The following is a 25,366-nucleotide window of genomic DNA, read 5'->3' on the forward strand; positions in this document are numbered from 1 at the left end:
CGATACCATTTCCGGACGTCTTGATACGGCAGGCATTCCTGATCCTGATCTGATCATCCGCACCAGTGGAGAGGAGCGTCTGTCGAACTTCCTGCTGTGGCAGGCGGCCTATTCCGAACTGGTGTTCGTGCCGGAATTCTGGCCTGACTTTGATCGCCAGCATTTTACGGCAGCCCTCGAGCAGTACAGATTGCGTGACCGCAGGTTTGGCGGTCTGACGGCGCAGGCTGCTGTGGCTGGTGCCTGATGAGCCGTGAACTCAAGCTGCGGATCATGTCCGCTTTGGTAATGGCTGCTGTCATTCTGTTTGCCACCTGGAACGGCGGATTGATCTTCCGTTTCGTCGCGGCAGCTATTGCGCTCTTGATCTATTACGAGTGGTCGAAGATCACCAAGCTCGGCGAAACCAACCCTGCGGGTTATTCCTGGGGCTGGTTTGCCATTGCGGTGATTGCCGGCAATACGCTGTTTGGTGAGCCATCGCTCGATGTGCCGCTTCTGTGCGGCTTTGCGCTGACGGCAACCATTTTCCCCATCCTGCGCGGCAAGAACTGGTGGCTGGTGGGCGGTATTATCTATGCCGGTCTCAGCGGCATTTCGCTGGCTGCGATCCGTGGCGATGATTTTCCGGGCCTCGTCTCGATGCTTTTCATCTTCGCGGTGGTCTGGGGCACCGACATTCTGGCCTATTTCGTTGGCCGTGCAATTGGCGGTCCGAAACTTGCGCCATCCATCTCTCCCGGCAAGACCTGGTCGGGTGCGATTGGCGGCACGGTGTCTGCGGTGATTGCCGGTGGTATCGTCGCTTATGCCTATAAGGGTGAACTGGGGTTCAGCGTCATCCTGCTGGCCGTGGTGCTGTCTGCTTTCAGCCAGATGGGTGATCTCTTCGAATCATTCATCAAGCGCCGTTTTGGCGTGAAGGACTCCAGCCATCTGATCCCCGGTCATGGCGGGGTTATGGACCGGGTTGACGGACTTGTTTTCGCCTGCTTTACGGTATTTGTAATTGCAATTGTCCATGCCGCCTATACTGGCGATGCACCCGGTTCAACCGGCGGACTTCTGCTAGGCTTTTGATATCGCGGATATTTTGCAGCCGTGTAAAGAACGGGAGTTATAATGAGTGTACTGATGGCGGTACTGGGTTTCCTCGGGGGCTATATAGTTCCGTTCATCCTTGTGCTCACACTTCTCGTTTTTGTGCATGAGATGGGTCACTATCTTGTCGGACGCTGGTCCGGCATCAAGATCACTGCCTTTGCGGTTGGTTTTGGCCCTGAACTGATTGGTTTCACCGACAAACATGGCACGCGCTGGAAGCTCTGCGCCATTCCACTTGGCGGTTACGTCAAGTTCTGGGGTGATGAGGATGCATCCAGCAAACCGGACAGCGATGGCCTTGCGGGAATGTCGCTGGAAGAGCGTGGCCGCACATTGGCGGGCGCAAAACTGTGGAAAAGAGCAGCAACAGTTGCTGCCGGTCCGATCGCCAATTTCATCCTCGCCATTGCAATTTTTGCCGTGCTGTTTGGCATTTATGGCCGCACGGTTGCTGATCCAGTCGTTGCCGAAGTGCGGGAAAACAGTGCTGCCGCGATCGCCGGTGTGCTGCCGGGCGACCGCCTTGTAGCACTCGACGGTACCCATGTTACGACATTTGAGGATGTGCGTCGCTACATCAGCATCCGTCCCGGTTCGCAGGTCGATGTGACCATTGAACGCAACGGCCAGCAGCAGGTTCTGCAGATGGTTCCGGAGCGCACAGAGACCACGGACCAGTTCGGCAACAAGATTGAACTGGGCATCATTGGTATCGTAACCAACCAGGAAAGCGGCAATTTCCGTCATATTACCTATACGCCGGTCGAGGCGCTGGGTGAGGGGGTGCGCGAAACCGGACAGGTTATCACCGGCACCTTCAAGTATATCGGCAACCTGGTGATGGGCCGCATGAAGCCGGACCAGCTGGGTGGTCCGGTGCGTGTTGCTCAAGCCTCGGGCCAGATGGCAACGTTAGGTGTATCTGCGGTCATTCAGCTTGCAGCTGTGCTGTCCGTATCGATAGGCTTGCTTAACCTTATGCCTGTACCGGTTCTGGACGGCGGCCATCTATTGTTCTATGCGGTCGAGGCTGTGCGGGGGCGTCCATTGGGGGCAGGCGCACAGGAGGTTGCGTTCAGGATAGGGCTTGCCATGATTTTTAGCCTTATGGTATTTGCGACCTGGAATGATATCAGCAGCTTGCTGGGGTAAGTTGCGTATTTAAGTGGTTTTGTTAGTCGATTGTTTACTATGTTTTCACGCCGTCGTGGCGATTAGGTCACGCGAAGCGACGAAGTAAACAGAAATTAACGTTGGCGCTTGCTTGTAGAGGAAAAGCAGGTAAAACGACGCAGATGGCCGGAGTCGGGTTCTGCCCGCTGAGGGACAACGGGAAAAGGTAAGAAGTGAAAATGAAGGCTGGTTCAAGATTTTTGAACGCGGTATCGGCGGTTGCGCTATCTGCTGGTGTTGCTTCGGTTGTGGGCGTGGGAGTGCTTGCTTCTTCGGGTGTTGCCAACGCTGCTGTTATCAACAGAGTGGACGTGCGTGGCGCTGAACGGGCAGGGGCTGACGCCGTTCGTTCCAACATCACGATCCAGCCCGGCAAGAATTTCTCCAATGCTGACATTGATGAATCCGTAAAGCGTCTTTACGCGACGGGTTACTTCTCTGGCGTCAGCATGAGTGTTTCCGGTAATACACTGGTTGTAACGGTCAGCGAAAATCAGCTGGTCAACCAGGTCGTGTTCAACGGCAACCGCAAGATCAAGGACGACAAGCTGTCTGGCGTTGCGCAGACGCAGCCACTCGGCCCGTATGATCCAGCGCTGGTCAATGCAGACATCGAGCGAATCAAGCAGGCCTATGCTGCCATCGGTCGTAGCGACGTTGATGTAACGACGCAGACGGTGAATGTTGGTGAAGGCCGCGTGAACCTCGCATTCGTGATCAATGAAGGCGAACGCACCAAGATCGCTCGCATCGATTTCGTTGGCAACAAGGCTTACAGCGATGGCCGCCTTGCAGCAGTGTTGTCGACCAAGAAGTCTAACATGCTGTCGTTCCTGACCCGTAAGGACGTTTACAGCGAAGACAAGCTCCGCGCCGACGAAGAAACCCTGCGTCAGTTCTACTACGATCGTGGTTATGCAGATTTCCGCGTTGTATCGTCGGAAGCTGTTCTCGACGAACAGTCCAACGAGTACACCATCACCGTTACTGTTGATGAAGGCGCTCGTTACGACTTCGGGCCTGTTGCTGTTGAATCGACCGTTGATGGTGTGGATTCCGGCGAGTTGCAGGGTCTTCTCGAAAGCCGCGAAGGCAATCACTACAGCGCCACCAATGTTCAGAAGAGCATGGAATCCATCTCCAAGCGTGTTGCTGCTGCGGGTTACCCGTTTGCACGCGTTACGCCACGTGGTGACCGTAACTTCGGCAACAACACGATTGGCGTGACCTACATCGTTGACCAGGGAGAGCGCGCTTACGTTGAGCGTATCGAAATCCGTGGCAACACCCGTACACGCGATTATGTTATCCGCCGCGAATTCGACATCAGCGAAGGCGATGCGTTCAACCAGACAGTTGTTACGGCTGCCAAGCGTCGCCTCGAAGCGCTCGGTTACTTCGGTAATGTCAATGTTTCCACAGCTCCGGGCAGCGCGCCTGACCGCGTTGTGATCGTTGTCGACGTTGAAGATCAGCCAACAGGTTCGTTCGGTATCGGTGCTGGTTACTCCGAATCGGATGGCGTTCTCCTCGAAGCATCTGTTGAAGAAAAGAACTTCCTCGGTCGCGGCCAGTTCATTCGTCTGGCAGTCGGCGCTGGTGAAGACAACGCGCGTACCTACAACCTTTCGTTCACCGAGCCTTATTTCCTCGGTTACCGTCTGGCGGCTGGTTTCGACGTGTTCCGCAGCCAGAGCTCGAGCGAAGACTACTACGATTACACGGAGCAGGGCTTCACGCTGCGCGTAACGGCTCCAATCACCGAAGAGTTGGCAACAACCTTCCGCTACACCTACAAGGACTTCAAGTACACGGGTGATGGCGATTGGCAGTCTGGTACCAATCTGGCGCAGCCATACAAGGACCTGATCACTGGCGAGAAGTGGACACAGTCCGTTATCTCCAACACGATCACCTACAACACGCTGGATGACCGCCAGACGCCACGCTCCGGCTGGCAGGCGCTGTTGACCAACGAGTTTGCGGGTATCGGCGGTGACTCCGAATACTACAAGATCTACGGTAAGGCGCGTTATTACCACACGCTTTCGGACGAGTTCGACATCATCGGCTCTCTGACGGCTGCTGCTGGTTACGTTGTTCCAACCGGTGACAACCTCTACGTCTTCGACCAGTTCAAGATCGGTGGACGCCAGATCCGCGGCTTCGAAAACGACGGTATCGGTCCACGTATCGACGGCGATTCGATCGGCGGCACGACCTACTTCACCGTTTCGGCTGAAGCAACCTTCCCGATGCCAGGTATTCCTGAAGATGTTGGTCTGCGCGGTGCGGTTTATGCCGACGCTGGCACGCTCTACGGCAATAAGACGGGTTACGCTTCCGAAGGTGAAAGCAGCTCGCTGCGTGCATCTGCCGGTATCGGTGTGATCTGGGCATCGCCTTTTGGACCACTGCGTGTTGACTACGCAGTACCGTTCCTCAAGGAAGACTATGACCAGGAACAGCGTTTCCGGTTTGGAATCTCGAACAACTTCTGATATCGGCAGTCCAGAACTGCGAGTTTGAACTGTTCTGGAGTTCCCTGTTGATGGACTATAATGAATTTTTTCCGCCCCATGATGGGATCAAGTTGGCCGCATTGGCCGAGATGCTTGGGGCGGAACTTTCGGAGCCGACCGAGGGTGAACGTATCGTTCGTTCGGTTGCTCCGGTTTACCGCGCAGCGCCTGATCAGGTCTGTTACATCCTGTCCCGCAAGAACCGCGCTGAACTTGAGACATGTAATGCGGCTGCCATCATCTGTGATGCCGCGCTGAAAAGCCTCATTCCTGCACATATTCCGGCACTTCTGACCAATGTCCCGCATACGGCCTTTGCCAATGCCGGTGCGATTCTGCATCCGATTGCCATGCAGCCGTCGTCGGTTGTCGATGTGGCAGGTGATATTTCGCCTGCAGCGCATATCGATCCGACCGCACGACTGGAAGAAGGCGTTGTGGTTGAACCGATGGCCGTCATTGGCGCACGTGCCAATATTGGTGCCGGTACCCGAATCGGTGCAGGCGCGATCATCGGCTCCGATGTCAAAATCGGTCGCAATTGCACTGTCGCTGCAGGTGCCAGCGTTTTGGCGGCTCTGATCGGCAACAATGTCATTTTGCACAATGGCGCGCGTATCGGCCAGGACGGCTTTGGTTATGCACCGGGTCCACGCGGCATGTTGAAAATCGTGCAGGTTGGCCGTGTGATCATTCAGGACCATGTTGAAATTGGCGCCAACACCACCATCGACCGCGGCACCATGGATGACACGGTGATTGGCGAAGGCACCAAGATCGACAATCAGGTGCAGATTGGCCACAACGTGCGGATCGGTCGCCATTGCGGCATCGTCAGCAAGGTTGGCATTGCCGGCAGCACCCGTATCGGTGATGGCGTGATGATCGGTGGTGCCGCTGGCATCAATGGTCATATTTCTATTGGAGACGGCGTGCAGATTGCCGCCATGAGTGGTGTCGTGGGTGATGTCCCGGCCGGTGCTCGTTACGGCGGCGCGCCCGCACGTCCTATGAAACAATATCTGCGTGATATGGCCGAGCTTTTGGCCCGCGCAGATGAAAGAGATAAAAAAACAGGAGAAAAAAATGGCTGATGGTGAGGGGATTACGCTTGGATCCGCGGATATCAAGGAAATCATGCGGCTTTTGCCGCACCGTTATCCGTTTTTGCTGATTGACCGCATCGTGCAGATCGATGGTGACAATTCCGCCATCGGCATCAAGAATGTCACGGTCAACGAACCACATTTCACTGGTCACTTCCCTGACCAGCCGATCATGCCGGGTGTTCTGCTGGTGGAAGCCATGGCGCAGACCGCAGGTGCGATCTGCTCGCGCAAGCAGGGCGGCGGCGGCAACCTGGTCTATTTCATGACCATCGACAATGCCCGTTTCCGCAAGCCGGTTGTGCCGGGTGACCGCGTTGAGTTCCATGTCGTCAAGCAGAAGCAGCGCGGCAATGTCTGGAAGTTCCATTGCGATGCCAAGGTTGATGGCGTGCTGGTTGCCGAAGCCGACATCGGCGCGATGATGGTGCCAGAGGGCCAGCAATGAGTGTGATTGCCGCTTCAGCCAAAATTCATCCGATGTCCTTTATCGAGGACGGGGCCGTGATTGGTGAAAACGTGTCCATCGGACCGTTTTGCCATGTCGGGCCGAAGGTTGTGCTGGGTGATAATGTCGAGCTGGTGAGCCATGTCGTGGTTCTCGGCAGAACCACGGTCGGCAAGGGTACCATCATCTGGCCATCGGCTGTGATTGGTGGCGATTCGCAAAGCGCTCATCACAGTGCCGTGGATACGACGCTGGTTATTGGCGAAAACTGCACGATCCGCGAAGGCGTGACCATGAACACCGGCACGGTGGAACATGGCGGCACGACAATTGTTGGCGACAACAACCTGTTCCTGGCCTATTCGCATGTCGCGCATGATTGCCGTCTGGGCAACAACATCATCCTGTCCAACAATGTCATGCTGGCTGGCCACGTCACCGTTGGTGACCGCGCCATTCTGGGTGGCGGCAGCGCCGTGCACCAGTTTACGCGCATTGGCAGACAGGCATTTATCGGCGGTCTCTCGGCCGTCAGCTATGATGTCATCCCTTACGGCATGCTGAACGGTAACCCAGGCATTCTGAGCGGCCTCAACGTCGTTGGAATGACACGTGCGGGTGTTGAACGTTCAGAGGTTCACCGGGTTCGCCGCGCCTATAAGGCAATCTTTGAAGGCGAAGGTTCAGCACGCGCCAATGCGGCGGCCATCCGCGACGAATATCTGGATTGCCCGCAGGTCATGGAAATCCTCGACTTTATCGCTGCCGACAGCGATCGGGCCCTGTCGTCGCCATTCAGAGGCAAATAAGGTGGCAAGCGGTGATCGGCTGGCCATCATTGCAGGAAGCGGTCTGCTGCCTCACTATGTGGCAAAGGCTTCCGTGGATGAAGGGGAAAGCCCCTTCATTGTGCGCCTGAAAAATGAAGCCGATTTGAACTGGGACGGTTATGAAAGCGAGATTATCGGCGTCGGTGATCTCGCAGGTCTCGAGCGGATTTTCAAAAAGAACGGCATCGGCCGTGTCGTGCTGTCGGGCGGTGTCAAACGCCGTCCGGAATGGCGTGAAATCCATCCCAATCTAAAATCTCTCCTGAAAATTCCATCCGTCATCAAAACCCTTCTGGCGAAGGGCGATGACGCCGTGCTGCAAATGGTGATGAAACTCATCGAGGCGCAGGGCTGCCGGGTGCTGGGTGCGCATGAGATCGTGCCCGGCCTGCTGGCGGTCACCGGCCCGATGGGTGAGCGGGTGCCAGACAAGGCTGATCAGGATGATATTCGCAAGGCCATGCATGCCGCCAAGACCATTGGTCTGTTGGATGTAGGGCAGGGTGCAGTCTCCGTTGGTGGACGTATCGTTGCGCTGGAGGGTGTTGAAGGCACGGATGCCATGCTGGAGCGTGTCGCGCAGTTGCGTGCCAGCGGCCGCATTTCGCAGCGTCGTAGGGGTGTGCTGGTCAAGCTGTGCAAACCGCAGCAGGATGTGCGCGCCGATCTGCCAACCATTGGTCCCTCAACCATTGCCAATGCCGCCAAGGCAGGGCTCGCCGGTATTGCGGTGGAAGCCGGGCGCTCGCTGGTTCTCGACCGCGAAACCATGTTGAGAGATGCAGACGAGGCAGGCATATTTGTATGCGGCATCGATATGTCGCTGGGCGGAGACTTCAAGGGATGAGCGATATACTCAAGGTTGGCGTCATTGCCGGTGAAGTCTCGGGCGACCTGTTGGGTGCAGACCTGATCCGCGCGCTTAAAGTCCAATATCCCGGCACGATAGAACTGGTGGGTGTTGGCGGTGACGCACTTGAGGCGGAAGGCCTGAACTCGCTGTTTGATTTCTCCGAACTGTCGATCATGGGTTTCACCCAGGTGCTGGCCAAGTTGCCAAAACTGCTGTCGCGCATCAAACAGACGGCCAATGCCATTATCGCCGCAAAGCCCGACGTTCTCTTGATCATCGATAGTCCCGATTTTACCCACCGCGTGGCAAAACGCGTGCGCGCCGCTTTGCCATCGCTGCCTGTGGTCAATTACGTCTGCCCCAGCGTCTGGGCCTGGAAAGAATACCGCGCGCAGGCGATGTTATCCTATGTTGACCATGTGCTGGCGGTGCTGCCGTTTGAACCTGAGGTGATGCAGCGCCTCGGCGGCCCGAAAACCACCTTTGTCGGCCATCGCCTGAGCGTTGAACCCAACCTGCTTGGCGTGCGCAATGAACGCAATCACCGGCTGGAGACAGGTGCGGAAAAGACCGGAACGGTGCTTTTGTTACCTGGCTCACGATCTGCCGAGATCTCCAAACTGATGCCGGCCTTTGCTGAGGCCGCACAGTCCTATGTCGAGCGTAATGGCGACACGGAATTTGTGCTGCCAACCGTCAAGCGCCGCGAAGCGCTGGTACGGCAGTTTGCAGCCAGCTGGCCGCAGAATATCAAGCTGACGATCAGCGCCGAAAGCGATTTCAAATGGTCGTCCTTCGCCAAGGCGGATGCCGCCATTGCCGCATCCGGCACGGTCATTCTGGAACTGGCGCTGGCCGGTGTGCCAACCGTTTCGGTCTACAAGACCGACTGGCTGTTCACGATGCTCAGCAAACGCATCAAGACCTGGACAGGCGCGCTGCCCAACCTGATCGCGGACTACGCGGTTGTGCCGGAATATATCAACGAGGTGGTGCGTCCCGGTTCCATGGTGCGCTGGCTGGAGCGACTATCATCCGACACCACACAGCGCCGTGCCATGCTGGAAGGTTACGCGCTGGTGCAGCAGCGCCTGCACACCGAGCGTTCGCCCGGTGAGCTTTCGGCTGAAATCCTGCTGGATGTTGTCAATGCGCGCAAGGCGGGGCGGAATTAACCGCAAAACCTGCCTCCTTGAGGCTTGGTTCACCATCCGCGCGGCATTTCTGCAAAATATCTCAGAAACGAACCAAAGCGGCCGCCGGTAGCCTTGCGATTGCAGGCAGTTGGGAGTACCGCAGAACGACATATCTGTGCCTGCTTCGGCCGCACATCGTTTCTGCGCATATAATTCTACTTCCTTTCTTCGCCTTCATCACGCTCTGACACTGTCGAAAGTCTGCCAATGAATACGGGTTTTCTTCTGGGATTGCTTGCTTACGCCAGCTTTTCGTGGGGGGACGCCCTGATCAAATCTCTGGGCGGCAATGTCAGCGTGTTCGAGATCGGCTTTTTCAGTATCCTGTTTTCTGCCTCGATCATCTTCTTCACCAAGCCCAGGGATGAGCGCTGGCGTGAGTTCTGGCGCATCAACCGGCCCTGGGCGGTGCATGGTCGTGCGATTTCCGGCCTGTTTGCCGGCATTCTCGGCATTTATGCCTTCACCACCATTCCGCTGGCTGAAGCCTATGCGTTGATCTTCCTGTCACCGCTGTTCGTCACCATTCTGTCGGCTGTGGTGCTGAAGGAAGATATTGGCATCTGGCGCTGGGCAGCGGTCTGTGCCGGCATTATCGGGGTGATGATGGTGGTGCGTCCCGGTTTCAAGGAACTGCATCTCGGCCACGCTGCGGCCGTGGCCGTGGCCTTTCTGGCAGGTCTCACCATCGTGCTGTTGCGCTCCTTGGCGGGCAAGGAAAAGCGTACCTCGATCATGGGTGTGCTTTTGATCTACGGCCTGCTGTTTAACGGCATCGCCTCCATTCCGACCTTTGAAATGCCGGAGCTGAAATATTTCGGCGTGTTTGCGCTGATTGGCACCTGCACGGCCATCGGCCAGATTACCCTGCTGATTGCCACAAAAATTGCACCCGCCAGCCAGATTGCGCCATCGCATTATTCGCAGATCCTCTGGGCGGTGGCGATCGGCTCTCTGTTTTTCGGCGAATATCCTGACGATCTGGCGGTCGCCGGTCTGGTCGTTATTGCCTGCGCCGGCCTGCTGACGATGTTTCGTGAAAAAATCCGCCTCGGCACCGTGCGCTGGAACCCGTTTTTCCGCAATCGCCTGTGAACCGGCGACAGTCTGACGCGTTTATTCTGGAAACGTTCTGACCGGTTACAGACCGGTTACAGTGCGTCAACAAATGCGTGGCTTGTGACAACAAAGCCTATGGCTTCATAACGATCCCATCAGATGACCGAATGAGGATCGTAACATGCTTGTCGACGGAAAATGGACTTCGGATTGGCACCCAGTGCAGGCAACGGATGCCAAGGGTGGTTTTGTGCGCCAGGCATCGGGGTTCCGTCATTGGGTCACAGCGGATGGTTCGGCAGGCCCGACAGGCGAGGGTGGTTTCAAGGCAGAAGCTGGTCGTTACCATCTCTATGTTGCACTGATCTGCCCTTGGGCGTCGCGCACGCTGATCGGCCGTAACCTCAAGAAACTGCAGGACGTCATTTCCGTGTCGGTGGTTGAACCTTCCATCTCGGATGAAGGCTGGCGTTTTGGCGATTATCCCGGCGCCAACCGCGATGAGATCAACGGCAAGTCTTACATGCATCAGATCTATACCAGCGCAGACCCGCATTACACCGGTCGCGCCACCGTGCCTGTGCTGTGGGACAAAAAGACCGCCACCATCGTCAACAATGAATCCGCTGATATTCTGCGCATGCTGAATTCCGGCTTTGGTGATCTCGCCGATAGTTCGGTTGATCTTTACCCCGAAGATTTGCGCGCCGAGATCGATGCGCTGAACGAGCGCATTTACCCCAACCTCAACAATGGTGTGTACCGCGCCGGGTTTGCCACCACGCAAGGTGCTTATGAAGAAGCCTTTGCCGATGTGTTCAAAACACTGGAAGAGCTGGAAACCCGCCTTGAGGGCAAGGGGCCATTCCTGTTTGGCACGCAAGTGACTGAAACCGATATCCGCTTGTTCGTGACGCTGGTGCGGTTTGATGCGGCCTATTACGGCCTGTTCAAATGCAATCTCAAACGTATTGCCGATTATCCGGCACTCAGCCGTTTCCTCAACGAAATGCTTGATGTGCCGGGCGTGCGGGAAACGGTCAGCATCGACCACATCAAGCGCGGTTATTATTCAATCAAGGCCCTCAACCCAACGCAGATCGTGCCAGTTGGTCCTGACCTGCCGGGGCTGGCGCCTGTTTCGGTCGCGTGAGGGAACGGTAAGTGTGATGACGATAAATTCGACACGCAAACTGGTGATCGGCCTGCATGGTGTGGGCAGCAACGGCGCAAATCTTGCGCCGCTTGGCAGTTTCCTGCGCCAGTCCGCCAGCGATATTGATTTTGAAAGCCCGGATGCGCCCTTCAGTTTCGGGCACGGTCCCGGCCGCCAGTGGTTCAGCATTGACGGTGTGACAGAGGCCAATCGCCCGCAGCGCGTCGTGGAGGCGCGTGCCGCCTTTGATGCAGTCATCAGCGACATCATTGCCCGCCACGCGCTGGGCAGCAATCTCGACCGCGTAGCGCTGGTTGGCTTTTCGCAAGGCTCCATCATGGCGCTGGACGCGGTTGCGTCAGGCAGATGGCCCGTGGCAGCCGTTGTTGCCTTCTCCGGTCGTCTGGCCTCGCCAGAGCCGCTGGCGCCATCCAGCAACACGCAACTGTCGCTCATTCACGGCACGGCCGACCACATCATGCCATTTTCGGAAAGTGAAAAGGCAAAGGCAGCGCTGGACAAGGCAGGTCTGACCACCGAGTTGCACACGCTGCCCGGTGTTGGCCACACCATTTCGCAGGATGGCGCAGCCATTGCCGCTCGCTTCCTGCTGACTGCCTTTGGCACAAGGGCCTGAACCTTCAGCAATGTGATGCCTGAGGGGCGACCTGTGGTGGCCCCTAGCGACCAACCTCGCTCAGCAGCCATGTCTGGAAGGCGCGCACCATGACATTGTCCTGTCGGCCCTCCGGCGTGGCAATGTAATAGCTGTTGTCGGTGGTCAAGGGCAGGTCAAACAGCACCTGCAAACGGCTGGATGCCAGTTCGGCCTCGATCAGATAACGCGGCAGAAGGGCAACGCCCATGCCGCTGGCGGCCGCTTCGATGACCATGGAAAACTGGTCGAAGCGATTGCCGCGAAAGGCATTGTCTGCCGTGATCTTGTTCATCTCGAACCATTCCGACCAAAGTTTGGGTCGGGTGGTGAGGTGCAGCAGCGGCATGGTCCGCACATCACCGGGTTGTGTCATGGCCGCACCGGTCAGAAGCGATGGGCTGGCCACCGGCAGGATCACCTCATTGCACAAAAAGGTGCAGGTGCCATGCGCCCAGACCGGCTGTCCGTAATGAATGGCAAGATCAAACCCTTCCTCGTCAAAATCGAACGGATGCGAACGCGAGGCAACGGTTATCACCGTGTCGGGGTGGTCCTTGATGAAGGTGTTGAGGCGCGGCATCAGCCAACGGCTGCCGAAGGTCGGCAGCGAGGCAATGGCAAGTGCTGACCCTGATTCTCCAGAGGCAACGGCACGCACCATCAACTGTTCAGACTGCTGCAACAGCCGCTGCACATCAGGCAGGAATTTTCGCCCGGCCTGCGACAGCACCACGCGCCGCCGGATACGCTCGAACAGTTGCAAACCCGTCTGCGCCTCCAGATCACGGATCTGCCGACTGATGGCACTCTGTGTCAGGTTCAGCTCTTCCGCCGCCCGGGTGAAGTTGCCATGCCGCGCTGCGCATTCAAACGCCTGCAATGTCACGATGTCAGGTATCAGGCGGCGTCTGGGGTCCATTATTCCTATCTCGCATCAACATAATTGGTTTCGTCATTTGAAACCGGTTCATCCTGGCGTATATGATAACGAGAAAGAATAAACTGGCGCTTTTCGTCAAGTGGGTAACTGTCTTGTGCAGACCCCTGGGGCTTAAAATAAGGCCGGAAAATTGAAGTGCAGGGCAGGGAGTTCAGGCGCAACTTATGCGTCGCGCTGCCACTGCGGGGAAAATGGAGCATAAGATGGACGCAGCTATCAAAAAAATCGACGTGGTGAAGGAAGCCGCAAGCCTGCTGGAAAAGATGGGCGTTTCGTCCAGCCTTTATACCGGTGGTGACATGCCGTCCTTCAGCCCGGTTACGGGTGAACAGGTTGCAAGCCTCAAGACCGTTTCTGCAGCTGACGTTGCCAAGGTGGTTGAAAAGGCCGACGCTGCCTTCAAGGCATGGCGTTCCGTGCCGGCACCGCGCCGTGGTGAACTCATTCGCCTGCTGGGTGAAGAGCTGCGCGCCTTCAAGGCCGATCTTGGCCGTCTGGTTTCGCTGGAAGCCGGCAAGATCCCGTCCGAAGGTCTGGGTGAAGTGCAGGAAATGATCGACATCTGCGATTTCGCGGTTGGTCTGTCCCGCCAGCTTTACGGCCTCACCATTGCCACGGAACGTCCTGGCCACCGCATGATGGAAACCTGGCATCCGCTGGGTGTTGTCGGCGTTATCTCCGCCTTCAACTTCCCGGTTGCCGTCTGGTCTTGGAATGCTGCTCTTGCGCTGGTTTGCGGCAACTCGGTTGTCTGGAAGCCATCGGAAAAGACCCCGCTGACGGCGCTTGCCGTTCAGGGCATTTTCGAGCGCGCTGCTGCTCGTTTTGGCGATGCGCCAGAGGGACTGAGCCAGGTGCTGATCGGCGACCGCTTCGTCGGTGAAGCACTGGTCGACCATCCGAAGGTGCCGCTGGTGTCTGCCACCGGTTCCACCCGCATGGGCCGTGAGGTTGGTCCGCGCCTTGCCAAGCGTTTTGCCCGTTCCATTCTGGAACTCGGCGGCAACAATGCCGGCATCGTTTGCCCGTCTGCCGATCTCGACATGGCACTGCGCGCCATCGCTTTTGGCGCCATGGGTACGGCTGGCCAGCGTTGCACGACCCTGCGTCGCCTGTTCGTGCATGACAGCGTGTACGACCAGCTCGTGCCGCGCCTCAAGAAGGCCTATGGTTCGGTCTCCGTCGGCAACCCGCTGGAAACATCCTCACTGGTTGGTCCACTGATCGACAAGGCAGCCTTTGACGGCATGCAGAAGGCGCTCAGTGAAGCGAAGAGCCATGGTGGCGCGGTTCTGGGTGGTGAACGTGTCGATACCGGCGCGGCTGACGGTTATTACGTCAAGCCGGCGCTGGTCGAAATGCCAAAGCAGGAAGGCCCTGTTCTGGAAGAAACCTTCGCACCTATTCTCTATGTGATGAAGTACAGCGATTTCGACGCCGTGATTGACGATCACAATGCTGTCGCCGCTGGCCTGTCGTCGTCGATTTTCACCCGCGACATCCAGGAATCGGAACGTTTCCTGTCGGTTGAAGGTTCGGATTGCGGCATCGCCAACGTCAATATCGGCACCTCTGGCGCGGAAATTGGTGGCGCCTTCGGTGGCGAAAAGGAAACCGGCGGCGGCCGCGAGTCCGGCTCGGATGCGTGGAAGGCCTATATGCGCCGCGCAACCAACACCATCAACTACTCCAAGGCCTTGCCACTGGCGCAGGGCGTGTCGTTTGATATCGAGTAAAAGACACGAAAGGCACGGCGGTTATATGCCGCTTGGCCGAGGTGATTGAACAGGAAAAGGCCGGAGCGTGATGCTTCGGCCTTTTGTTTTGCGCTGGGGGTGTTGGTGGAGAGGCAATCGGTCGGCCTAGGCGGTCCTCATCTTTGTGCTCGGGCTTGCCCGAGGGATGTCACAGAGATCCAGGCATCTCAAGTCCTTGGGATGAAAGACCATCTTTCCGCCGCGCCGACGCGTGTCGACTGGATTTCTGTAACAAGTACAGAAATGAGGGGCGGTTGGGGCTGACCTCTGCGCATAAAAAAACACCGGCGAGAGCGCCGGTGTTTCTGTGTCATTCGCTAACCAATCAACGCTTGGAGACTGGTACGTAGTCGCGCTTTGCTGCGCCGGTATAGAGCTGGCGCGGACGGCCGATACGCTGCTGCGGATCTTCGATCATTTCGTTCCACTGGGCAATCCAGCCAACGGTGCGTGCCAGAGCAAACAGAACCGTGAACATGGTTGTGGGGAAGCCGAGAGCCTTCAGCGTGATGCCGGAGTAGAAGTCGACATTTGGATACAGCTTCTTTTCGACGAAGTATGGGTCGGAAAGGGCGATCTTTTCCAGTTCCAGAGCAACCTGCATGATCGGGTCGTTGGCGTTACCCGTTGCTTCCAGCACTTCATACATGGTCTTCTGCATGATCTTGGCGCGCGGGTCGTAGTTCTTGTACACGCGGTGACCAAAGCCCATCAGGCGGAACGGATCGTTCTTGTCCTTGGCGCGGGCAATATATTCAGGAATGCGGTCAACAGAACCGATTTCGTTGAGCATGTTGAGCGCTGCTTCGTTGGCGCCGCCGTGAGCCGGGCCCCACAGGCAGGCGATGCCGGCTGCGATACAGGCGAACGGGTTTGCACCCGAAGAACCGGCCAGACGAACGGTCGAGGTCGAAGCGTTCTGCTCATGGTCAGCATGCAGGATGAAGATGCGGTCCATGGCGCGGGCCAGAACCGGGTCAACCTTGTACTCTTCGCAAGGAACGGCAAAGCACATGTTGAGGAAGTTCGACGCATAATCGAGGTCGTTCTTCGGATAAACAAATGGCTGGCCAACGTGATATTTGTACGCCATGGCCGCAATTGTCGGCATTTTGGCAATCATGCGAAGGCTGGCAACCATGCGCTGGTGCGGGTCGGTAATGTCGGTCGAGTCGTGGTAGAACGCAGACAACGCGCCAACCGTACCAACCATCACAGCCATTGGGTGAGCGTCACGGCGATAACCGCTGAAGAACTTCGTCATCTGCTCATGCACCATGGTGTGGCGCGTTACGCGGTTGTCGAAATCCTTCTTCTGTTCTGCTGTCGGCAGGTCGCCGTAAAGAAGCAGGTAGCAGGTTTCAAGGAAATCGCCCTTTTCGGCAAGCTGCTCGATCGGGTAACCGCGGTGCAGAAGCACGCCTTCGTCACCATCAATATAGGTGATCTTGGACTCGCAGGATGCCGTCGAGGTAAAGCCGGGATCGTAAGTGAAATTGCCGGTGTGCTTGTACAAAGCAGCGATGTCGATGACGTCTGGGCCTATCGCTCCCTCTCGAATGGGAAGTTCTACAGTCTTGTCGCCGAGCGTAATAGAAGCGCTTTTTTCCGTCATCATAATCCTCCGAGAACATGCGTTTTGGATGCCGAGAGGCATCTAGGCGTTAAGCGTTCTGGATAGCTATCTGATCCTGCGGCATATGCCAAGCTATCCAAAAGGCAAATTGTGCGTTGCGGTATCAACTTGTGCCAAAAACTAGGCTTTTGACGTTTGACTGTTTCATATTAGGTCAATGTTTTCTTAAATATAAGCGGTTGCATTAGCACTGTTACGGTTGCAAATTGCTCTCTATCCAGCGGGGGGCGGTTCTGGTTTGACTGTAGGGCCATCGCAAAAATTGCGACAGACTGAACCGGTTGAGCTGGGCATTTCCGCTGCCAATGATTCCCTGCCTGCAAAACGTGATAATGGCGGCCTAACAGACCTTCATGACGGGTTTGCAACGCGCCGCAGGATATCCGGCTGGACTGCAGATCTTTCCCGCATGCTGGCGATAGAGCAGGCTTATGGCCACTGGTTTTTATTCATCCCGGTATTTTTGGCAAGTGGCGTCATTATCTGGTTTTCGCTGGATCAAACCCCGTCACATCAGGTGCTGGGCGCAAGCCTTTTGGTTACGGGATCGTTATATCTTGCGACGAGGCAGCGAATAAAACTGCTCGCTGGTGTCTTTTTCATCGCAGCGCTCTGTTTGGCCGGAATGCTGCTGGCGCAGCTTGAGACATGGCGCAACGACACCATCATCCTCGATAGCCCGGTAACGACATTGATCTCCGGTTCGGTCGAGCGGCGGGAGGTGGATGCGCGCGGTTACTGGCGTTATATCGTCAATGTCTCGAAAACCGAAAATCCCGTTCTCTCGCGTCCGCCGGAAAAGATTTCGGTCCTGTCGCGCTCCCGCCATCAGCCGATTGAAATCGGTGGCGGTATCACCGGGCGTGTACGCCTGTCTGCACCGTCAGGCCCGGCTTTGCCCGGTCTCAATGACTTTGCCTTTTCGGCCTATTTCAACGGGATTGGTGCCACCGGCTTTTTCTATGGTGCGCCAAAACCACTGACGCGGGATGAGGCAGCACGGCAGCGGGCAGAAAACCGAGGTTGGATCGACAGAGCAGATGTCTGGCTTTACGAGCTGCGCAGCGCCATTGCCGAGCGAATACGCGGCACAATTGGTGGTGATGCCGGCGCCTTTGCCGCCTCTATCATCACCGATGAACGACGCGCCATTTCGGAAAGCACCATGGAGGCGCTGCGTCTATCCGGACTTGCGCATATCGTGGCGATTTCCGGGCTCAACATGGCGCTGGCTTCGGGCATATTTTTCGTCGGCTTTCGAACGCTGCTCAGTTGCATTCCGCAGTTTGCGCAGCGCTGGCCGGTCAAGAAGATTGCTGCCCTTGCAGCGCTGATCATGACGCTGTGTTATTATCTGATCTCAGGTTTTGCCGTCTCAGCCGAACGCGCCTGGCTGATGATGTCGATCATGCTGATTGCCGTGCTGTTCGATCGCCCGTCGATCAGTCTTAGAAACGTTGCTATATCGGCTGTGGTGATTATCGTTTTGTCGCCATCCGAGGTGATGGGGCCGAGTTTCCAGATGTCATTTGCCGCAACCATCGCATTGGTCTCGGCCTATGCCTATTGGTCACGAAGGCGGGCTGACGATGACGGCGTTCGGTTCAGAAGCTTCAACCCGCCGACATGGCTTCGTCTATCAAAACTGCTTTGGACCTTCTGCGCCGGTATTGTGGTGACATCGCTGATCGGTGGCGTGTCCACCGCCATCTATTCCATGGAACATTTCCACCGTGTCACCACCTATGGACTGGCTGCCAATCTGGCGGCCATGCCGGTCATGTCCTTTATCGTCATGCCCTTTGCGCTGATGGCCATGTTGCTGATGCCGTTTGGTCTTGATGCACCTTTCCTGCATGTCATGGGTTACGGCATGTCGATGACCATCGATATCGCAAAACATGTGGCGGCCTGGGGAGGCGACGCTGGCGTCGGGCGGCAACATGCATGGTTCTTAGGGGCGGGCACCATTGGTCTTCTGGTGTTGACGCTGTTTCGCACCGGACTGTTCAGGGCAAGCATCATCTTTCTGGCCGCTTGCGTCTATTTCTTCATTACCGCACGAAATGAGGACATGCCTGATCTCATCGTGTTTGAGGATGGCAAGCTGATCGGGCTGGTCGCTGAGGAACAGGTTGCCACCACCAGCCAGCGGGCGTCCGGTTTTGTCTATGACCAGTGGATGCGCGCGCTGACCCTGCCGGAAAAACATACGCCGCCGGTGATGCTGGACGCTTTGCCAGAACCGGTGACGGCCGGGGACGGTAAGGGTGAGGCGCCGGGCAGCCGCAGACGAGCAATGCTGGACGACGAAACCATCGCCGCTGAAAAACAGCGTATGACATCAGCCGTGACAAACACATCAGGTGCTTTCACCTGTCGTCGCAACAGCTGGTGTATTGCACGGACAGTGAAAGGCCCGGTGATCGTGGTCGTCATTGACAACAGATATCTCGGTCTAGCCTGTGATCTCGGCGATATTGCCATTACCTCACGACCAACATCGTTTGACAGCTGCCGTTCAGGTGCCGTGCTGCTGAGCGCGCAAACACTGCGCCGCATCGGTTCATTGGAAATAGATCTTGCTGCCACAAAGACCGGTTCAGAAAATACCAAGGCTCCCGCGCAGTCCGTCATCCAGTCGATGAAGGCTGCCCTCTATGGCAGTCACCGGCCATGGACACGGCACCGCTATTATAACTGGCGCAGCAAAACGTTTGACATGCAGGTGCCAGCACCCGTCGTGCAACTTCTGGACAAAAGCTGACACCACATCAACGAGCCAACAATGAAGGTCAACGCAATGGCCAGATATAAAAAAGGCCGGTCACGCATGAACCGGCCTGTTTTTAATTGGTGTGAGAGATGTCTCTGCTCAGTGATATCTGCGGATCAGACCTACCAGCTTGCCCTGGATCTTGACGCGGTCCGGGCCAAAGATACGGGTCTCATAGGCCGGGTTTGCAGCTTCAAGCGCAATGGAGGCACCCTTGCGGCGGAAGCGCTTCAAGGTTGCTTCCTCATCATCGACCAGCGCCACGATGATATCGCCGGGATTGGCCGTATTGGCGTTGCGGATGATGACGGTGTCACCATCAAAGATACCGGCATCGATCATCGAGTCACCGCGCACCTCAAGTGCGTAATGTTCACCGGACCCGAGCATGTCCGCCGGAACGGACACATCATGGGTGTTGTTCTGGATGGCGGAGATCGGCACGCCCGCCGCGATACGGCCCATCATCGGCACGGACACCGAGCTGCCGCCATCATTGGCGCTGACCGGTGCCGGAGCGGGGGCAGGTGTCGCAACCGGCTTGGGCTTGCCCAGGCTGCCTTCAATGACGCTTGGTGAAAAGCCACGCTGCGGTTTGAGGCTTGGCGAATAGGCCTCCGGCAGCTTGATGACCTCAAGCGCACGGGCGCGGTTTGGCAACCGGCGGATGAAGCCACGTTCTTCAAGGGCTGTGATCAACCGGTGAATGCCTGACTTGGACGCGAGATCAAGTGCATCCTTCATTTCATCAAATGACGGGGGAACACCGGATTCCTTCATTCTTTCGTGAATGAAAAGAAGCAGTTCCTGCTGTTTGCGTGTGAGCATGAAGTCGCACCCCAACCGTTGATGAAAATCGAAACAAATGCAGAACATACACTATATGTTCCATATGTGTTCCGCAAGGCTTTAATATTTCGTAATCGCCATATCGGCGAAAATTATGAGAGAGGACAGAAGTGGTGTTTCGACCGTTCATCACATTGATTTAAAATGATTTTTTATGTGCCGCGAGCGGGGATGACGAAGACGTGAATGTTGCGCCGCGCAACGTCGATCTGGCGCCCCCTTAAGCAAAACATGTAGTCTGTCAGTGCGGGCGGCATGATTCGATGCATTTGATTCTGTTCAATGGATGTGATTTACCGCACGTATTCCCTGTGCATTTTCCTCTCCCGAGGAAGCATTGCGGCGAAATCTCTGTTAAGGGGAGGGTTCGCCGCTCGCTGGGAGTGGTCATTCAAGTTCAATTTCGTGACATAAGGTTTCAGGGCATTGCAGGTCGGCATCGACATGGGAACGCTATCGGGTGGGCAGTCTGCCAAACTCGACATTGAGGAATTGCTCGCCACGCGTCTGCTGGTGCAAGGCAATTCCGGTTCCGGAAAGTCGCATCTGCTGCGCAGGCTGCTGGAGCAATCGGCACCCTGGGTTCAGCAGGTCATCATCGATCCTGAAGGTGACTTCGTGACGCTGGCCGACAAATTCGGCCATATCGTCGTGGATGGTGAGCGTACCGAAGGTGAGCTGGCCGGTATCGCCAACCGTATTCGCCAGCACCGCGTCTCCTGCGTTCTGACCCTTGAAGGGCTGGACATCGACCAGCAGATGCGTGCGGCCGCCGCATTCCTCAACGGCATGTTCGATGCGGACCGTGAATATTGGTATCCCGTTCTTGTGGTGGTCGACGAAGCGCAGATGTTTGCGCCAGCCGTTGGTGGTGAAGTCACCGAAGATGCCCGCAAGGCATCGCTTGGCGCCATGACCAACCTGATGTGCCGTGGCCGTAAACGTGGTCTGGCTGGCGTTATCGCCACGCAGCGTCTGGCAAAACTTGCCAAGAACGTGGCGGCGGAAGCTTCCAACTTCCTGATGGGTCGCACCTTCCTTGATATCGACATGGCCCGTGCGGCTGACTTGCTCGGCATGGACCGCCGTCAGGCGGAAATGTTCCGCGATTTGCAGCGTGGTAATTTCGTGGCGCTTGGCCCGGCCTTGTCACGCCGTCCGCTGCCAATCGTCATCGGTGCGGTGGAAACCTCGGCCCGTTCGTCATCGCCAAAGCTGATGCCGTTGCCGGATGCTCCACAGGACGTGGAAGACCTGATCTTTACGCCGGATCCGGAAGAATTTGCACGCACCCCTGTGCGCCGCACGCCACCGGCACCACGGCCGACGACAGATATTCTGGCCGAGCTTTCCCGCTCGACACCGGCTGCGATCACGCCGTCCTCCGAACAGCCGCAGCGCAGCAGCGCGTCTGATATGACGCCGGAAGAACGCGAAGAGAAGATCTCAGGCGTTCTCTACGAAATTCTCGATGATCCGCAGTCGGCCTACCGTACCGATGCCGTGCTTTATCAGGACTTTCTTGTGCGCGCGCGCATGCGCCGCATTCCCGGTACGCCCATGGCGCTGTCGGAATTCCGCCGCCAGGTGGCAATTACCCGTTCCGGCGTTGATGCCGACATGGCGGCCAGCGAAAACTGGCAGAAGGCACTCGACCTTTCCAAGAACGTCTCTGATGATTTGCAGGGCGTGTTCCTGATGCTGGTCAAAGCCGCATTGGGCGAGGAGCCTTGCCCGTCCGATGCGCGGATCGCCCGTGCCTATGGCACGCATTCTGCACGTCGTGCCCGACGTCTGCTCGGTTACTTCGAGGAAAAGGAACTGGTCGTGGTACATGCCGATTTCTCCGGCAAGCGGATCGTGGCATTTCCTGACCTTGATGCAAAAACCGCACCCGGTGATGCGGATGCGGCCGATGATGAGGCGACGCTGGCGGCCGAATAAGGCTGCTGTTTCTCAATATATCACGTAAGCAGGTGCTCGCCTTGGCTTTTGGTCGGGCTTGTCCCGACCATCTCGCGATCCTCATTCCTGTGCTTGTCACAGGAATCCAGGCCAGCCCAAGTCTTTGGGCTGAAAAGAGTTCTTTCCGCCGCGCCGACGCGCGTCGACTGGATGCCTGTGACAAGCACGAGGCATGAGGTGTGTGTGGTCAGCGCTGGCACATTACGTCAGCGCGGTCGCCTTGTTGTGGGCTGCAAGCGGCAAGATATCTCTTCTTGCGCAATGGCCACTATGCCCTGGCCATCTTGTGGTGCCCATCCTCGGCGTTGTGCCGAGGATGGTAGAGTTTCTTGATGTCGTGAAGCGAGACATTATTCGACAGCCTTTGTTTGCTTGCGTGTTGCAAACAGCGAGCCGACGACGCCGGTCAGAAGAATGGTGACGGTCACACCAAGCGAAACGGCAGGCGGGATTTTTGCCAGACCCAGCATGTCAGCTACAAAGATTTTCGAACCAACGAACACCAGAACCGCAGCCAGCGCATATTTGAGATAAGCGAAGCGGTGGATCAGGGCAGCCAGCGCAAAGTAGAGCGCACGCAGGCCAAGGATCGCGAAAATGTTCGACGTGTAGACAATGAACGGGTCGGTGGTGATCGCAAAGATCGCCGGGATCGAATCAACTGCAAAGATCAGGTCGGCAATTTCCACCATCACCAGCGCCAGAAACAGCGGGGTGACGAAGGTTTTCAGCTTGCCGGTCTTTTCATCGGTTTCCTTGATGAAGAACTTTTCGCCATGCAGACGGTTGGTCAGCGGCAGGTGGCGCTTGAGAAACTTCAGTATGCGGTTGTTATCAAGGTCGTTTTCATCGTGATCCGACGAAAACAGCATTTTGAGGCCGGTAAACACCAGGAAGGCCGCAAAGAGATAAAGCACCCAGTGGAAGTTTTCGACGATCGCAGCACCGGCGGCAATCATGATGCCACGCAGCACGATCACGCCCAAAATACCCCACAACAGCACGCGGTGCTGATATTGGCGCGGAATGGCGAAATAGGAGAAGATCATGGCGATGATGAAGATATTGTCCATCGCCAGGCTCTTTTCCACCACGAAGCCGGTAATATATTCCATGGCAGGCTGCTGGCCCGACTGGTACCAGATCCAGCCACCGAAGGACAAGCCGATGACAATATAGAAGGCGGACATCAGCAAGCTTTCGCGAATGCCGATTTCCTTGGAATTCTTATGCAGAACACCAAGGTCCAGGGCCAGTAGGCCAAGTACGAGAGAAATGAAGACCGCCCACATCCATGTGGGAGTGCCAAGAAAATCCGAGAACAGAAAGTCCATCAGTCAACCTTTGCCGGACAGGTTGGCTATATGGCTGGGGAACGTGTGACGGAATATAAACGTGGGCCCCAACCTAAAGAGACTCGACATCACGTATTGTCCGGTAATACGCCAGAGGGGCCCGAGTCCTGATCACGCCAGTGAAATAGTGCAGGAAAATGACCTTTCAAGGGCCTGATGCAATTTTTTTCTCGTTGACAATTTTATGAAGGACACCTAGAAGCCCCATCAACGCCGGGCCGCAAAGCCCGGTGTGTTTCGTTGACTGCCTTGCAGTTTTAAGAACTGACGTTCGGTAGTCGACATCACCGACATGTCCCGTGGCTTCTCCATTCGCAAATGTGAGAAACCTGTCAGAGCTCACTCAGGTGAACTCAGAGGAGGGCGTGTTTCCTTAATCCGGTTTGGCAACAAACCGGTGTAATTTGTTGAGAAGGAAATACGATGAGCAAGCGCGAATCGTCCAAGTATAAAATTGACCGCCGCATGGGCGAAAACATCTGGGGTCGTCCTAAGTCCCCAGTAAACCGCCGCGAATACGGCCCTGGCCAGCACGGTCAGCGCCGCAAGGGCAAGATGAGCGACTTCGGCACGCAGCTGCGCGCCAAGCAGAAGCTCAAGGGCTACTACGGCGAACTGCGCGAAAAGCAGTTCCGCGCTACCTTCGACGAAGCAAACCGTCGCAAGGGCGATACCTCTGAAAACCTGATCGGCCTGCTCGAGTCGCGTCTGGACGCCATCGTCTACCGCGCCAAGTTCGTTCCGACCGTTTTCGCGTCGCGCCAGTTCATCAACCATGGCCACGTCACGGTTAACGGCGTTCGCGTCAACATCGGTTCTTACCGCTGCAAGCCGGGCGACGTTATCGAAGTTCGCCAGAAGTCCAAGCAGCTCGTAACCGTTCTGGAAGCCGTTCAGCTCGCTGAACGCGACGTTCCTGACTACATCGAAGTTGACCACAACAAGATGGTTGCGACCTACGCTCGCGTTCCGTCGCTCTCCGACGTTCCTTACCCGGTCGTCATGGAACCGCATCTGGTCGTCGAATTCTACTCGCGTTAATCGACGCGTTTCAGTATTCAGGAAGCCGCCCTTCGGGGCGGCTTTTTTGTTTGCTGGGGAAGGCTTTGCATGCAGGACATTCAGAGTATCGTCGATTCCATCCATGACAGCATGCTGCCGAGGCTGGGCGAGGGGAAGGTTGCGGATTACATTCCCGAACTCGCCAAGGTCGATCCCAACCAGTTCGGCATCGCCATCACCACGGTCGATGGAACGACTTATACGGCTGGCAATGCGCTGACGCCGTTTTCGATCCAGAGCATTTCCAAGGTCTTCATGCTGACGCTGGCGCTCGGCAAGGCCGGTGAGACGGTATGGAACCGGGTGGGTCGCGAACCGTCGGGATCGTCCTTCAACTCCATAGTCCAGCTGGAGCACGAGCACGGAATTCCCCGCAACCCCTTCGTGAATGCCGGGGCGATCGTGGTGACCGATATCGTTTTGTCCGGCCATCAGCCGCGCGAGGCGATCGGCGAGCTCCTGCGGTTCGTGCGGTATCTCGCTGATGATGACACGATCAGCATCGACGATACGGTGGCGAAATCCGAGCAGGCGACGGGTTTCCGTAATTTCGCGCTCGCCAATTTCATGCGCTCCTTCGGCAATCTGCATCACCCCGTGGAATATACGCTCGGGGTCTATTTCCATCAGTGCGCGCTTTCCATGACCTGCGCGCAGCTATCCCGGGCTGGCCTGTTTCTGGCCAATCGCGGCCGCAACCCGCTGACGGGGCATACCGTCGTGTCGGACCGGCGCGCAAGGCGCATCAATGCGCTGATGCTGACCTGCGGTCATTATGACGGGTCGGGCGATTTCGCCTATCATGTCGGCCTGCCGGGAAAGAGCGGCGTCGGCGGCGGCATCATGGCGGTGGCACCCGGCAAGGCATCGATCGCGGTCTGGTCGCCGGGCCTCAACAAGGTCGGCAACTCCGCACTTGGC

Annotated in this window: 21 protein-coding genes; 17 read left to right on the plus strand and 4 right to left on the minus strand. The window is 56.8% G+C overall.

From position 1 onward, the window contains the following. From RT613_RS13600 to RT613_RS13655, 12 genes are all read left to right on the plus strand, one after another. The coding region (locus RT613_RS13600; protein ID WP_313616136.1) for an undecaprenyl diphosphate synthase family protein at positions 1 to 247 on the plus strand (247 nt) is incomplete at its 5' end. Further along, positions 247 to 1,080 carry a phosphatidate cytidylyltransferase gene (locus tag RT613_RS13605; RefSeq protein WP_313616138.1) on the plus strand — a complete coding sequence of 278 codons (834 nt, stop codon included), beginning with the start codon at positions 247 to 249 and terminating at the stop codon, positions 1,078 to 1,080. The genes RT613_RS13600 and RT613_RS13605, both read left to right, overlap by 1 nt. Positions 1,081 to 1,134: 54 nt before the next feature. Beyond that, a complete protein-coding gene (rseP, locus tag RT613_RS13610; protein WP_313616179.1) occupies positions 1,135 to 2,256 on the plus strand; it encodes an RIP metalloprotease RseP in 1,122 nt (373 codons plus the stop codon). 200 nt (positions 2,257 to 2,456) lie between these two features. After that, on the plus strand, positions 2,457 to 4,778 hold the full coding sequence (gene bamA / locus RT613_RS13615) for an outer membrane protein assembly factor BamA (RefSeq protein ID WP_313616139.1): 2,322 nt from the start codon (positions 2,457 to 2,459) through the stop codon (positions 4,776 to 4,778). 50 nt (positions 4,779 to 4,828) lie between these two features. After that, complete coding sequence (gene lpxD, locus RT613_RS13620) at positions 4,829 to 5,893, plus strand: UDP-3-O-(3-hydroxymyristoyl)glucosamine N-acyltransferase (protein WP_313616141.1); 1,065 nt, start codon at positions 4,829 to 4,831, stop codon at positions 5,891 to 5,893. Further along, positions 5,886 to 6,353 carry a 3-hydroxyacyl-ACP dehydratase FabZ gene (gene fabZ / locus RT613_RS13625; RefSeq protein WP_192487780.1) on the plus strand — a complete coding sequence of 156 codons (468 nt, stop codon included), beginning with the start codon at positions 5,886 to 5,888 and terminating at the stop codon, positions 6,351 to 6,353. The genes lpxD and fabZ overlap by 8 nt, the downstream gene beginning before the upstream one ends. Then, on the plus strand, positions 6,350 to 7,162 hold the full coding sequence (lpxA, locus tag RT613_RS13630) for an acyl-ACP--UDP-N-acetylglucosamine O-acyltransferase (protein ID WP_313616142.1): 813 nt from the start codon (positions 6,350 to 6,352) through the stop codon (positions 7,160 to 7,162). Before fabZ ends, lpxA begins: the two co-directional genes overlap by 4 nt. Before the next feature lies 1 nt (position 7,163). Beyond that, positions 7,164 to 8,030: an LpxI family protein gene (locus RT613_RS13635; RefSeq protein WP_313616143.1), complete on the plus strand. Its 867-nt coding sequence runs from the start codon at positions 7,164 to 7,166 to the stop codon at positions 8,028 to 8,030. Beyond that, positions 8,027 to 9,211, plus strand: coding sequence for a lipid-A-disaccharide synthase (lpxB, locus tag RT613_RS13640; protein WP_313616145.1), 1,185 nt, complete (start codon positions 8,027 to 8,029; stop codon positions 9,209 to 9,211). The genes RT613_RS13635 and lpxB overlap by 4 nt, the downstream gene beginning before the upstream one ends. 228 nt (positions 9,212 to 9,439) lie before the next feature. Continuing rightward, a complete protein-coding gene (locus RT613_RS13645) occupies positions 9,440 to 10,327 on the plus strand; it encodes a DMT family transporter (RefSeq protein ID WP_313616147.1) in 888 nt (295 codons plus the stop codon). A 145-nt stretch (positions 10,328 to 10,472) separates the two neighbouring features. Continuing rightward, positions 10,473 to 11,444, plus strand: coding sequence for a glutathione S-transferase family protein (locus RT613_RS13650; RefSeq protein ID WP_313616149.1), 972 nt, complete (start codon positions 10,473 to 10,475; stop codon positions 11,442 to 11,444). Positions 11,445 to 11,460: 16 nt separating this feature from the next. Further along, on the plus strand, positions 11,461 to 12,084 hold the full coding sequence (locus RT613_RS13655) for a dienelactone hydrolase family protein (RefSeq protein WP_313616151.1): 624 nt from the start codon (positions 11,461 to 11,463) through the stop codon (positions 12,082 to 12,084). A 43-nt stretch (positions 12,085 to 12,127) separates the two neighbouring features. Here RT613_RS13655 and RT613_RS13660 read toward each other — a convergent pair whose 3' ends face one another. Then, positions 12,128 to 13,024, minus strand: a complete 897-nt coding sequence (locus RT613_RS13660) for a LysR family transcriptional regulator (RefSeq protein WP_313616152.1) — start codon at positions 13,022 to 13,024, stop codon at positions 12,128 to 12,130. A gap of 224 nt (positions 13,025 to 13,248) precedes the next feature. Here RT613_RS13660 and RT613_RS13665 point away from each other — a divergent pair, with 224 nt between their 5' ends. Beyond that, positions 13,249 to 14,781 (plus strand): aldehyde dehydrogenase family protein, encoded by a 1,533-nt coding sequence (locus RT613_RS13665; protein WP_313616153.1) that lies wholly within the window; start codon positions 13,249 to 13,251, stop codon positions 14,779 to 14,781. 346 nt (positions 14,782 to 15,127) lie between these two features. On the opposite strand, the gene gltA is transcribed toward RT613_RS13665, so the two are convergent. After that, positions 15,128 to 16,417, minus strand: a complete 1,290-nt coding sequence (gltA, locus tag RT613_RS13670; RefSeq protein WP_313616154.1) for a citrate synthase — start codon at positions 16,415 to 16,417, stop codon at positions 15,128 to 15,130. A 283-nt stretch (positions 16,418 to 16,700) separates the two neighbouring features. On the opposite strand from gltA, the gene RT613_RS13675 reads away from it, so the two are divergent. Continuing rightward, positions 16,701 to 19,205 (plus strand): ComEC/Rec2 family competence protein, encoded by a 2,505-nt coding sequence (locus tag RT613_RS13675; protein WP_313616155.1) that lies wholly within the window; start codon positions 16,701 to 16,703, stop codon positions 19,203 to 19,205. Between the two features lie 108 nt (positions 19,206 to 19,313). On the opposite strand, the gene lexA is transcribed toward RT613_RS13675, so the two are convergent. Next, positions 19,314 to 20,042, minus strand: a complete 729-nt coding sequence (gene lexA / locus RT613_RS13680) for a transcriptional repressor LexA (protein WP_313616156.1) — start codon at positions 20,040 to 20,042, stop codon at positions 19,314 to 19,316. 447 nt (positions 20,043 to 20,489) lie between these two features. Here lexA and RT613_RS13685 point away from each other — a divergent pair, with 447 nt between their 5' ends. Next, positions 20,490 to 22,007, plus strand: coding sequence for an ATP-binding protein (locus RT613_RS13685; protein WP_313616158.1), 1,518 nt, complete (start codon positions 20,490 to 20,492; stop codon positions 22,005 to 22,007). Between the two features lie 371 nt (positions 22,008 to 22,378). On the opposite strand, the gene RT613_RS13690 is transcribed toward RT613_RS13685, so the two are convergent. Beyond that, on the minus strand, positions 22,379 to 23,362 hold the full coding sequence (locus RT613_RS13690) for a TerC family protein (protein ID WP_313616160.1): 984 nt from the start codon (positions 23,360 to 23,362) through the stop codon (positions 22,379 to 22,381). Positions 23,363 to 23,806: 444 nt separating this feature from the next. On the opposite strand from RT613_RS13690, the gene rpsD reads away from it, so the two are divergent. Further along, a complete protein-coding gene (gene rpsD, locus RT613_RS13695; RefSeq protein WP_313616162.1) occupies positions 23,807 to 24,424 on the plus strand; it encodes a 30S ribosomal protein S4 in 618 nt (205 codons plus the stop codon). Between the two features lie 69 nt (positions 24,425 to 24,493). Further along, positions 24,494 to 25,366: glutaminase (locus RT613_RS13700; RefSeq protein ID WP_313616164.1), on the plus strand; the 873-nt coding region annotated here is incomplete at its 3' end.

It is taken from the genome of Agrobacterium sp. (assembly GCF_032092815.1).
GTDB lineage: Bacteria > Pseudomonadota > Alphaproteobacteria > Rhizobiales > Rhizobiaceae > Agrobacterium.

What these genes read in the sequence shown, in the direction of transcription:
- RT613_RS13650 (WP_313616149.1), top strand. Translation starts at nt 10,473, where the DNA reads ATGCTTGTCGACGGAAAATGGACTTCGGATTGGCACCCAGTGCAGGCA.
- rpsD (WP_313616162.1), top strand. Translation starts at nt 23,807, where the DNA reads ATGAGCAAGCGCGAATCGTCCAAGTATAAAATTGACCGCCGCATGGGC.
- RT613_RS13605 (WP_313616138.1), top strand. Translation starts at nt 247, where the DNA reads ATGAGCCGTGAACTCAAGCTGCGGATCATGTCCGCTTTGGTAATGGCT.
- gltA (WP_313616154.1), bottom strand. Translation starts at nt 16,417, where the DNA reads ATGACGGAAAAAAGCGCTTCTATTACGCTCGGCGACAAGACTGTAGAA.
- lpxB (WP_313616145.1), top strand. Translation starts at nt 8,027, where the DNA reads ATGAGCGATATACTCAAGGTTGGCGTCATTGCCGGTGAAGTCTCGGGC.
- RT613_RS13645 (WP_313616147.1), top strand. Translation starts at nt 9,440, where the DNA reads ATGAATACGGGTTTTCTTCTGGGATTGCTTGCTTACGCCAGCTTTTCG.
- lpxD (WP_313616141.1), top strand. Translation starts at nt 4,829, where the DNA reads ATGGACTATAATGAATTTTTTCCGCCCCATGATGGGATCAAGTTGGCC.
- RT613_RS13660 (WP_313616152.1), bottom strand. Translation starts at nt 13,024, where the DNA reads ATGGACCCCAGACGCCGCCTGATACCTGACATCGTGACATTGCAGGCG.
- rseP (WP_313616179.1), top strand. Translation starts at nt 1,135, where the DNA reads ATGGCGGTACTGGGTTTCCTCGGGGGCTATATAGTTCCGTTCATCCTT.
- RT613_RS13665 (WP_313616153.1), top strand. Translation starts at nt 13,249, where the DNA reads ATGGACGCAGCTATCAAAAAAATCGACGTGGTGAAGGAAGCCGCAAGC.
- lpxA (WP_313616142.1), top strand. Translation starts at nt 6,350, where the DNA reads ATGAGTGTGATTGCCGCTTCAGCCAAAATTCATCCGATGTCCTTTATC.
- fabZ (WP_192487780.1), top strand. Translation starts at nt 5,886, where the DNA reads ATGGCTGATGGTGAGGGGATTACGCTTGGATCCGCGGATATCAAGGAA.
- lexA (WP_313616156.1), bottom strand. Translation starts at nt 20,042, where the DNA reads ATGCTCACACGCAAACAGCAGGAACTGCTTCTTTTCATTCACGAAAGA.
- RT613_RS13690 (WP_313616160.1), bottom strand. Translation starts at nt 23,362, where the DNA reads ATGGACTTTCTGTTCTCGGATTTTCTTGGCACTCCCACATGGATGTGG.
- bamA (WP_313616139.1), top strand. Translation starts at nt 2,457, where the DNA reads ATGAAGGCTGGTTCAAGATTTTTGAACGCGGTATCGGCGGTTGCGCTA.
- RT613_RS13655 (WP_313616151.1), top strand. Translation starts at nt 11,461, where the DNA reads ATGACGATAAATTCGACACGCAAACTGGTGATCGGCCTGCATGGTGTG.